The sequence below is a fragment of the Vibrio sp. E150_018 genome (assembly GCF_053544035.1).
The window spans coordinates 22,196-31,607 of sequence record NZ_JBHGNY010000020.1 but is presented as its reverse complement, the minus strand read 5'-3'; the positions used below and the strand labels follow the sequence as shown (position 1 = coordinate 31,607).

The window sequence follows — 9,412 nt, the reverse complement described above, 5'->3', positions numbered from 1 at the left end:
TTCCAAGATACGATTATTTGGTTGCGGGAGCAGGATTTGAACCTACGACCTTCGGGTTATGAGCCCGACGAGCTACCAAGCTGCTCCATCCCGCGTCCGATTTTTTCGTTTCTCGTGACTCTGAATCTCGTTTCTCGATAGATGAGTAACGGATCTTTCCGAATGACGTTTTTATTTGGAGCGACACACGAGGTTCGAACTCGTGACCTCAACCTTGGCAAGGTTGCGCTCTACCAGCTGAGCTAGTGTCGCTTTTTTTCGTTTCTCGTGGCTCGGAATCTCGTTTCTCGATAGACGAGTAACGGCTTTTCCAAGATACGATTATTTGGTTGCGGGAGCAGGATTTGAACCTACGACCTTCGGGTTATGAGCCCGACGAGCTACCAAGCTGCTCCATCCCGCGTCCGATTTTTTCGTTTCTCGTGACTCGGAATCTCGTTTCTCGATAGACGAGTAACGGATCTTTCCAAATGACGTTTTTATTTGGAGCGACACACGAGGTTCGAACTCGTGACCTCAACCTTGGCAAGGTTGCGCTCTACCAGCTGAGCTAGTGTCGCTTTACATTTCTCGTGGTAATAAATTTAACACTTCGAGAATTGTCACCCTGAACGTCTTTCATTGTTCAGGGCTGCGAATTATAAGAGCATTTTTTTTTGATGCAAGTACTACTTCAAAAAAAAATGTAAATACCGATTCAATCGTTGAAAAATAACTCAACTTGCGGTTTATAGCCGCACTTTTATAGCAACCGACTGAGCATTATTAGATTTTAAACACACTTGAACGATAGTACTGCAATTCTGCGATCGATTCACGGATGTCATCAAGCGCTAAATGACTACCTGATTTTGAAAAACCATCAAGCACTTTTGGCTGCCAACGACGGGTTAACTCTTTAATAGTGCTGACATCTACGTAGCGATAATGAAAATACTCTTCAAGTACTGGCATGTGCTTATATAAAAAACGACGATCTTGACCAATACTATTGCCGCAGATTGGTGACTTACCCTTTGGTACCCATTGTTCTAAGAAGGCAATAGTTTGAGCAACTGCATCATCTTCTGAAACCGTACTGTCTTGAACACGCTTCACTAAACCGCTATTGGTATGAGTATTCGTACACCAGTCATCCATCTTAGCCAGTTCAGATTCTGGCTGATGAATAGCAAGAACCGGCCCTTCGGCTAGAATATTCAATTCACTGTCAGTCACGATGGAAGCGATCTCAATGATTTTATGTATTTCAGGATCAAGTCCTGTCATTTCTAAATCGACCCAAATTAAGTTTTGATCACTGAAAGACGCATTTGACATAGATCTTTGCCTTTTTTATCCAGAAAAGAGGTATCATACTCTGCTTATATAGAAAGCCAAACACACTGTGTGTGAATTTAGAGTATCCAATAGGGAATAAGTATAACCTGTGGCAAAAAAGAAAAAACTCACTAAAGGCCAAGTTCGCCGAGTTCGAACCAATCAAAAAAAACGTCTGACTCAAGAAGATTCCATTCAATGGGATGAAAACATGTTGGGCGATATGCAAAAAGGCTTAGTGATCTCTCGCTTTGGTCAACATGCCGATATTGAAGATCTTGAAACGGGCGATATTCAACGCTGTAATTTACGTCGAGGTATTGAAAGCCTAGTCTCTGGCGACCGCGTTATTTGGCGTCCAGGCCTTAAATCTATGGCGGGTATTTCTGGTGTAGTTGAAGCAGTTGAACCTCGAAGTTCAGTACTCATTCGCCCTGATTATTACGATGGCGTAAAGCCGGTAGCTTCCAATGTTAACCAAATGGTGATCGTATCGTCTGTTTTACCAGAGCTATCACTTAACATTATCGATCGTTATTTGATTGCAGCTGAAACACTCAAGATTGCACCACTCATCGTATTAAATAAAACCGACCTAATTCCTCAAGGTGAAGAACAACCGTATCACCAAGCGCTTAGTCACTATAAAAAAATTGGTTATGAGGTGTTATTTGTTAGCCGCGAAACCGAAGATGGCCTAGCCGAATTGCAAGAAGCCCTTAAAGATCGTTTAAGTATCTTTGTGGGTCAGTCTGGTGTAGGTAAATCAAGCTTAGTTAACGCCTTAATGCCGGAAGTAAAAGTACTTGAAGGCGACGTGTCTGAAAACTCAGGCCTAGGTCAACACACCACCACCACGGCTCGTTTATACCACTTCCCAAAAGGCGGCGATCTTATCGATTCTCCGGGAGTGCGTGAATTTGGCTTATGGCACTTAGAGCCTGAAGAAGTGACGCAAGCATTTGTTGAGTTTCGTCCCTATCTTGGTGGCTGTAAGTTCCGTGATTGTAAACACAATGACGATCCTGGTTGTTTACTACGCGAAGCGGTTGAGAAAGACGATATTCCGCGCGTTCGTTTTGAAAATTATCACCGCATCATTGAAAGCATGACAGAAAACAAAGCCAATCGACAGTTTTCTAAAAATAAGAAAGATTTATGATACCAATCGCAATAAGTAACTGCTTATCTTGATTGGTATAGCTTTAATTTTGAAAAGCTGACAACAGGTTTGCTTTTAAGTAAAATCGGCTACCCTTTTCGTAATTCAGACGAAATGTTCAACAAAAACGGATATTCACGTGATAGATAAAATGAAAGTGACTCTGCAATACTGGATCCCACAGCACGGTTTAACTCGCCTGATGGGTAAATTGGCCTCAGCCAAAATGGGCAGCCTCACTACCGCAGTTATTCGCTGGTTCATCAAGCAATATAACGTCAACATGGACGATGCGGTACATTCTGATCCGGCTTACTTCAATAGCTTTAACGAATTTTTTGTTCGTGAATTGAAAGAAGGCATTCGCCCAATTGCAGAAGGTAGCAGTGTGATCACTCACCCTGCCGATGCTCGCACGAGTCAGTTTGGTCCAATTGAAAATGGTCGCTTAATCCAAGCGAAAGGCCATGATTTTTCAGCTCAAGAGCTACTAGGTGGCGATGCAAAATTAGCGGAAGAATTTATCGATGGTGAATTCGCGACGTTATATTTATCACCAAGTGATTATCACCGTGTTCACATGCCTTGTGATGGCACACTACGTCAGATGATTTATGTTCCTGGTGATCTATTTTCAGTGAATCCACTGACAGCGGCGAATGTACCTAACCTATTTGCTCGAAATGAACGCGTCGTGTGTATTTTTGATACGAAATTCGGCCCAATGGCACAAGTACTTGTAGGGGCAACCATTGTGGGTAGTATCGAAGTTATCTGGGGTGGCACCATTACGCCACCAACCGGTTCATCGGTACATCGTTGGAACTATGAAACCACCGGTGATAAAGCGATCCACATCAAGAAAGGTGAAGAAATGGGTCGCTTTAAACTTGGCTCAACCGTGATTAACCTATTTGCAAAAGATCGAATCCGTTTTGATTCAACAATGGCAGAAGGTGAACAAACCGTACTTGGTACGCCTTACGCCCATGGTATCAATAATGATGCCGAAACGGCTAATGCTGAACCTCAAGCAGAGCAAAAGTAAGACCGAAAGCAAACTATCGAGGGCTGCCATGATTTGGCGGCCCTTTTTATGTGTTCAACTCTCTTAGTCAACGCCCACTAACTAAGCCCTTCTCAATTCCACAACTATACCCAAGTGACTCTAAGATGAAGCTTCCAAAACAAGCCTTATTCTTACTGAAACTTGCATCTTGAAGTTACTTGGGTATATAAACACTTAATCTTCGAGTTCAGGTTATTTAATTATGTTAATCATTGCTCACCGTGGCGCGCGATCTACCCATCCAGAAAACACTTTAACCGCGATACAAGCAGCAATCGATATGGGATGCAAAGCTATTGAAATAGATGTACATGAGCACGATGGGCAGTTTTGGGTCATTCACGACAAATGGCTGAACCGCACCACAGATCATGTAGGTAAACTCCATTGGATGAGTAGTGATAGGCTCAAAAAAGTCGTGGTCGAAAAAACCGAGCCCTTGCCGACTTTATTAGATGTACTAAAACTGGTTAACGGAAAATGTGCACTCAATATTGAACTAAAAGGGGTTCAACATCTCGAACTATTCTACTTTCATCTTCAATTTGCCATCGAACAATGTCAGTTCAACAATAATCAATTAATCATTTCATCGTTTAACCACAGTTGGCTACAGCAAATCAAACAAGAACAACCGCAATGGCTGATTGGTGCACTTACCGCGTCAAAAAGCACAGACAAGGCCAATTTTGCCAAAAATTTAAATGCCACTAGCTTAAATTTAGATATCGATGTGGTCGATGAAGATTACGTACAGCATGCAAAATCTCTAGGCTTAGCGGTTTATGTCTATACGGTTAATCGACCTGAAGATTGGCAATGGTTAGAGGAAATAGGAGTTGATGGTGTATTTTGTGATTGTCCTGCCGAAGCGATGAAACACTATCCTCAGACAGATGGATTTGCTTGGTATTGAAATGAGAGGACGCTTCGCTAGAGGCGCGGGGACGTTTCACTCGGGATCCGGCTTCTCGCGTCTCGAAGCGCAGCGCACCCAGCTCTCGTCACATCTTTTGGACGTCATCTTGGACAAGTAAGGGACGAACGCGATTCAGGATCTCCTAAAGCGCGTTGAGACGGATCTGATTTATTGTGTAAGTAACTTGTTGTTGGAGATCCCGCATCTTCTTCGCTTAGGCTCATGTGCGGGATGACATTTTTGGCTCTGCTTCTCGCGTCTCTAGCGTAGCGTCCTCGGCTCTCGGCTCTCGGCTCCGCACTTCCCCTTAAGCTCTCGGAAACGGAAACGCCGTTACCTGATCGATATGATCCGCACCGATCGCCAGCATCACTAAGCGATCAATACCTAGCGCAACCCCTGCACATTGAGGTAACCCTGCTTCTAACGCGGCAATCAAATGGTGATCTATCGGCTGTGGTTGTAATCCCATTTCAACCCGTTGTTGATTATCTTGCTCAAAACGCGCTAACTGCTCCTTAGCATCATCCAGTTCATGAAAACCATTGGCCAGTTCAATGCCTTTAAAGTACACCTCAAAGCGATCGGCAACTCGTGGATCTTCTTGATTAATCTTAGCTAAGGCTGCTTGCGATGCTGGAAAGTCATAAACCATCACCGGAATTTTCTGGCCAATATGCGGTTCAATCCCAACGCTGAATAAAAGTTGCAATAATGTGTCACGATTGTCTTCGGGATCAGCAATATCAGCTAAGCCTAAGGTCACTGCCACTTCTTTTAGTTGACTCATGGTTGACTTTAACGGGCAAATATCGAGTACCTGCTGAAAAGCTTGTTGGTAAGTGATTTTTTCACATGATTCACAACCAAGCACCATTTGTAAAAGCATATCCATTTCCGCCATTAAGTCATGGTGATCAAAACCAACGCGATACCACTCCAACATAGTGAATTCAGGGTTGTGATAACGGCCATTTTCTTCATTACGAAATGCTTTATTAATTTGATAAATCGAACCACTACCAGCCGCTAATAATCGCTTCATATGAAACTCTGGACTGGTCATCAAAAATACATTTTTTCCAAACGCATATTCAGGTCCAATAAATTCAGTTTTAAAGGTATGAAGATGAACATCGGTAACCGTTGCGTGGCTCATGGCTGGTGTATCTACTTCCAGAACCTGTCGCTCGGTAAAAAACTGACGGATAGAAGTAATAATCGAAGCACGTTGCTTTAATTGAAAAATTGAACAGGAAGGCTGCCAAGTATGCATAAAAAACTCAAAACAAATGAAAGTGTACTCAGTTTAATTAAACTAATAATGATAACCAAGCCTTACCTTAAAACCTAAGCAACCTCTCACTATTAAAACAATCAATCAAACACTACTACTTTAGGGTAGCAAAGTGCCTATTTACCCTTGTCAGATCAATTTATTATTCATCATTATTGCCTACACTTATTACGCACAAAATTTATAACTACTATTTTTCCAATCGTGCTCGTGAAACAAAGCTCTTATGAGCACACCTACTCTGGAGGATAACTGTGAAAGTCATAACCACAGATATCGCAGTCATTGGCGCTGGTGGCGCTGGTTTACGTACTGCAATTGCGGCAGCAGAAGCAAACCCTGAACTTGAAATTGCATTGATTTCAAAAGTGTACCCTATGCGTTCACACACGGTTGCTGCCGAAGGCGGTTCAGCGGCAGTTATCAAGGAAGAAGACAGCTTAGATAATCACTTCAACGATACCGTTGGTGGTGGTGATTGGCTATGTGAACAGGATGTTGTTGAATACTTCGTAGCAAACTCAACCCGTGAAATGATCCAAATGGAACAATGGGGTTGTCCATGGAGCCGTAAAGAAAATGGTGATGTCAACGTTCGTCGTTTTGGGGGAATGAAAATCGAGCGTACCTGGTTTGCGGCCGATAAAACTGGCTTCCATATGCTACACACACTTTTCCAAACCTCTATTAAATATTCCAACATCAAACGCTTTGATGAGTACTTCGTAGTTGACCTCTTAGTTAATAACGAAGGGCTTGACGGCGAAGATGACGCAAAAGAAGTGCAAGGCATCGTAGCTATTCATATGTCTGAAGGTGAGCTTGTTGCAATCAAAGCAAAATCAGTGGTACTTGCTACTGGTGGTGCGGGCCGTGTTTACCACACCAACACCAATGGCGGTATCGTAACAGGTGATGGTATGGCAATGGCTTACCGCCACGGTGTACCTTTACGTGATATGGAATTTGTGCAATACCACCCAACTGGGCTACCAGGCACAGGCATCTTGATGACCGAAGGGTGTCGTGGTGAAGGCGGTATTATCATCAATAAAAATGGCTACCGTTACTTACAAGATTACGGTATGGGCCCTGAAACGCCAGTGGGTCAACCTAAGAACAAATACATGGAACTCGGTCCTCGTGACAAAGTTTCTCAGGCGTTCTGGCATGAACAACAAAAAGGCAACACCATCAAACACCCACTTGGTGATGTCGTCCATCTCGATCTCCGTCATCTAGGTGAAGCGTACCTACAAGAACGCCTACCTTTTATCTGTGAGCTAGCGAAAGCTTACGTCAACGTTGACCCAGCGAAAGAGCCAATTCCAATTCGTCCAACGGTTCACTACACCATGGGGGGGATTGAAACTAATGGTCAATGTGAAACTCGCATTAAAGGTCTATTCGCAGTAGGTGAATGTGCCTCTGTTGGCTTACACGGTGCAAACCGCTTAGGTTCAAACTCTCTGGCTGAATTTGTGGTATTTGGTCGCGTCGCAGGTGAACACGCCGCTGAACGCGCTAAAGAATTCAAAGGCTGGAATGAAGAGAACATCAAACGTCAAATCAGCGATGTAGAAGCTCGAATTCAAGCGATATTAGATAATGATGGCACTGAAAGCTGGTCTGATATTCGTACAGAAATGGGGCACACCATGGAAGCAGGTTGTGGTATCTACCGCAAAGAAGATTTGATGCAAGCAACCATCGATAAGCTCACTGAGCTGAAAGAGCGCTACAAAAAAGTCGGCATTAAAGATAAAGGCAAAGTATTCAACACTGACCTGCTTTACGCTATCGAAGTGGGCTACGGCTTAGAAGTGGCAGAAGCGATGGCACAATCGGCCATTCGTCGTAAAGAATCTCGCGGCGCACACCAACGTTTAGACGAAGGCTGCACCAGTCGTGACGATGAGAACTTCTTGAAGCATACGCTCTCTTTCTACCAAAAAGATGCCGCGCCAGTGATTGATTACAGTTCAGTGAAGATCACTAAGTCTCAACCGAAAGCTCGCTTATACGGTGCTGCAGCAGAAGAAGCGGCAGCCAAAGAAGCCGCAGAAGCGAAGGAGGCAAAATAATGTCTGCAACTGCAACTCGTATCCAGAAAGTAAATATTTTACGTTATAACCCAGAAACCGATAACGAACCACATTTACAAACGTTCGACGTGCCTTGTGATGACACCACTTCCATCCTAGATGCGATTGGCTACATCAAAGATCACCTAGACAAAGATCTGTCTTACCGTTGGTCTTGCCGTATGGCAATCTGTGGTTCATGCGGCATCATGGTCGATAACGTACCAATGCTCGCCTGTAAAAGCTTTATGCGTGATTACCCAAATGGCGTAACCATTGAACCTTTGGCTAACTTCCCTATCGAGAAAGATCTTATCGTTGATATGACCCCTTTCATCGAACGTTTGGAAGCGATCAAACCATACATCATTGGTAACGATCGTAAACCAGAAGACGGCACCAACAAGCAAACCCCTGAGCAAATGGCGAAATACAAACAATTCGCTGGCTGTATCAACTGTGGTCTTTGCTACGCGGCGTGTCCTCAATTTGGTTTAAACCCTGAGTTCATCGGCCCTGCTGCATTAACATTGGCTCACCGTTACAACTTAGATACTCGTGACAATGGTAAAGCAGAACGTATGAAGCTTATCAACAGTGACAATGGCGCTTGGGGGTGTACTTTTGTCGGTTACTGCTCAAAAGTATGTCCAAAACACGTCGACCCTGCTGCAGCGGTAAACCAAGGGAAAGTGGAATCTTCAATGGATTTCGTGATCTCTATGTTCAAATCTGAGGAGATCTAGAATGAGCAATCGTAAGCCTTACGTTCGTCCTATGAATCGTACTTGGTGGAGCAAGCATCCGTTCTACCGTTTTTACATGGTTCGTGAAGCAACGGTACTGCCGTTAATTCTATTTACCTTGTTCATGCTTTGCGGTCTAGCAAGCTTAGTGAAAGGCCCTATGGCTTGGGTAGAGTGGCAACACTTTATGCAAAACCCACTAGTGATCGCGATTAACATCGTGGCATTAGCCGGTAGTTTATTCCATGCGGCAACTTTCTTTAGCATGATGCCACAAGTGATGCCTATCCGTTTAGGTGGCAAATTAGTAGAGCCGAAAATGATTATTGCCACACAATGGGGTGCAGTTGCTGTGATCTCACTGATTGTATTGGCATTGGTGTAGGAGAGAAGACATGATTAATCCAAACCCAAGACGTTCTGATGAGCCAATCTGGTGGTCACTATTTGGTGCTGGCGGTACTTGGTTTGCCATGATCACACCAGTAACGATTTTAGTACTGGGTATCTTGATGCCACTAGGTATGTTTGATTCGAGCACTTTTAATTTTGTGCGCGCCCATGCCTTTGCAAGTAGCATTATTGGTGGTCTATTTATTGTCGCCTCAATTGCACTACCAATGTGGCATGCAATGCACCGTGTTCATCACGGCATGCACGACCTAAAATTCCATACAGGGATCCTAGGTAAAATTGCTTGTTACGCAGCCGCCGCCATTGTCTCTGTTCTCGCGATTACTTATATTTTCTTACTATAAGAAAGCTTCGTAACAAAATGAAAAGCCGGCATTTTTGCTGGCTTTTTTTGTTTTAGG

Annotated in this window: 9 protein-coding genes and 4 tRNA genes; 7 read left to right on the top strand and 6 right to left on the bottom strand. The window is 43.7% G+C overall.

Going from position 1 to position 9,412, the window contains the following annotated elements:
* Positions 1 to 18: 18 nt before the first annotated feature.
* The 5 genes from ACE3G9_RS14760 to orn all read right to left on the bottom strand — a co-directional run bounded on the left by ACE3G9_RS14760 (position 19) and on the right by orn (position 1,320).
* Positions 19 to 95 (bottom strand) — tRNA-Met (locus ACE3G9_RS14760).
* Positions 96 to 176: 81 nt separating this feature from the next.
* Positions 177 to 252 (bottom strand) — tRNA-Gly (locus ACE3G9_RS14755).
* A gap of 74 nt (positions 253 to 326) precedes the next feature.
* Positions 327 to 403 (bottom strand) — tRNA-Met (locus ACE3G9_RS14750).
* Between the two features lie 81 nt (positions 404 to 484).
* Positions 485 to 560: transfer RNA gene (locus ACE3G9_RS14745), tRNA-Gly, on the bottom strand.
* 205 nt (positions 561 to 765) lie between these two features.
* Positions 766 to 1,320 carry an oligoribonuclease gene (gene orn, locus ACE3G9_RS14740; RefSeq protein WP_449219546.1) on the bottom strand — a complete coding sequence of 185 codons (555 nt, stop codon included), beginning with the start codon at positions 1,318 to 1,320 and terminating at the stop codon, positions 766 to 768.
* A 109-nt stretch (positions 1,321 to 1,429) separates the two neighbouring features.
* Here orn and rsgA point away from each other — a divergent pair, with 109 nt between their 5' ends.
* The 3 genes from rsgA to ACE3G9_RS14725 all read left to right on the top strand — a co-directional run bounded on the left by rsgA (position 1,430) and on the right by ACE3G9_RS14725 (position 4,467).
* Positions 1,430 to 2,482, top strand: a complete 1,053-nt coding sequence (rsgA, locus tag ACE3G9_RS14735; protein ID WP_417879678.1) for a small ribosomal subunit biogenesis GTPase RsgA — start codon at positions 1,430 to 1,432, stop codon at positions 2,480 to 2,482.
* A gap of 142 nt (positions 2,483 to 2,624) precedes the next feature.
* Positions 2,625 to 3,530 (top strand): archaetidylserine decarboxylase, encoded by a 906-nt coding sequence (asd, locus tag ACE3G9_RS14730; RefSeq protein ID WP_417879720.1) that lies wholly within the window; start codon positions 2,625 to 2,627, stop codon positions 3,528 to 3,530.
* Between the two features lie 223 nt (positions 3,531 to 3,753).
* Complete coding sequence (locus ACE3G9_RS14725) at positions 3,754 to 4,467, top strand: glycerophosphodiester phosphodiesterase (RefSeq protein ID WP_449219545.1); 714 nt, start codon at positions 3,754 to 3,756, stop codon at positions 4,465 to 4,467.
* A 310-nt stretch (positions 4,468 to 4,777) separates the two neighbouring features.
* Here ACE3G9_RS14725 and epmA read toward each other — a convergent pair whose 3' ends face one another.
* On the bottom strand, positions 4,778 to 5,746 hold the full coding sequence (epmA, locus tag ACE3G9_RS14720; protein ID WP_417879676.1) for an elongation factor P--(R)-beta-lysine ligase: 969 nt from the start codon (positions 5,744 to 5,746) through the stop codon (positions 4,778 to 4,780).
* A 275-nt stretch (positions 5,747 to 6,021) separates the two neighbouring features.
* Here epmA and frdA point away from each other — a divergent pair, with 275 nt between their 5' ends.
* From frdA to frdD, 4 genes are read left to right on the top strand one after another with little or no spacing between them, the layout of a single operon-like run.
* Positions 6,022 to 7,851 (top strand): fumarate reductase (quinol) flavoprotein subunit, encoded by a 1,830-nt coding sequence (gene frdA / locus ACE3G9_RS14715; protein WP_449219544.1) that lies wholly within the window; start codon positions 6,022 to 6,024, stop codon positions 7,849 to 7,851.
* Positions 7,851 to 8,597 carry a succinate dehydrogenase/fumarate reductase iron-sulfur subunit gene (locus ACE3G9_RS14710; RefSeq protein ID WP_449219543.1) on the top strand — a complete coding sequence of 249 codons (747 nt, stop codon included), beginning with the start codon at positions 7,851 to 7,853 and terminating at the stop codon, positions 8,595 to 8,597. The genes frdA and ACE3G9_RS14710 overlap by 1 nt, the downstream gene beginning before the upstream one ends.
* Position 8,598: 1 nt before the next feature.
* A complete protein-coding gene (gene frdC / locus ACE3G9_RS14705; protein WP_449219542.1) occupies positions 8,599 to 8,982 on the top strand; it encodes a fumarate reductase subunit FrdC in 384 nt (127 codons plus the stop codon).
* A gap of 10 nt (positions 8,983 to 8,992) precedes the next feature.
* Entirely contained in the window at positions 8,993 to 9,355 is a 363-nt protein-coding gene (frdD, locus tag ACE3G9_RS14700; protein WP_449219541.1) for a fumarate reductase subunit FrdD, read from the top strand.
* Positions 9,356 to 9,412: the final 57 nt, after the last annotated feature.

Bases quoted from the DNA above. Each gene is read 5' to 3' on its own strand.
- orn (WP_449219546.1), bottom strand. From the start codon at position 1,320: ATGTCAAATGCGTCTTTCAGTGATCAAAACTTAATTTGGGTCGATTTA.
- ACE3G9_RS14725 (WP_449219545.1), top strand. From the start codon at position 3,754: ATGTTAATCATTGCTCACCGTGGCGCGCGATCTACCCATCCAGAAAAC.
- epmA (WP_417879676.1), bottom strand. From the start codon at position 5,746: ATGCATACTTGGCAGCCTTCCTGTTCAATTTTTCAATTAAAGCAACGT.
- ACE3G9_RS14710 (WP_449219543.1), top strand. From the start codon at position 7,851: ATGTCTGCAACTGCAACTCGTATCCAGAAAGTAAATATTTTACGTTAT.
- frdC (WP_449219542.1), top strand. From the start codon at position 8,599: ATGAGCAATCGTAAGCCTTACGTTCGTCCTATGAATCGTACTTGGTGG.
- frdD (WP_449219541.1), top strand. From the start codon at position 8,993: ATGATTAATCCAAACCCAAGACGTTCTGATGAGCCAATCTGGTGGTCA.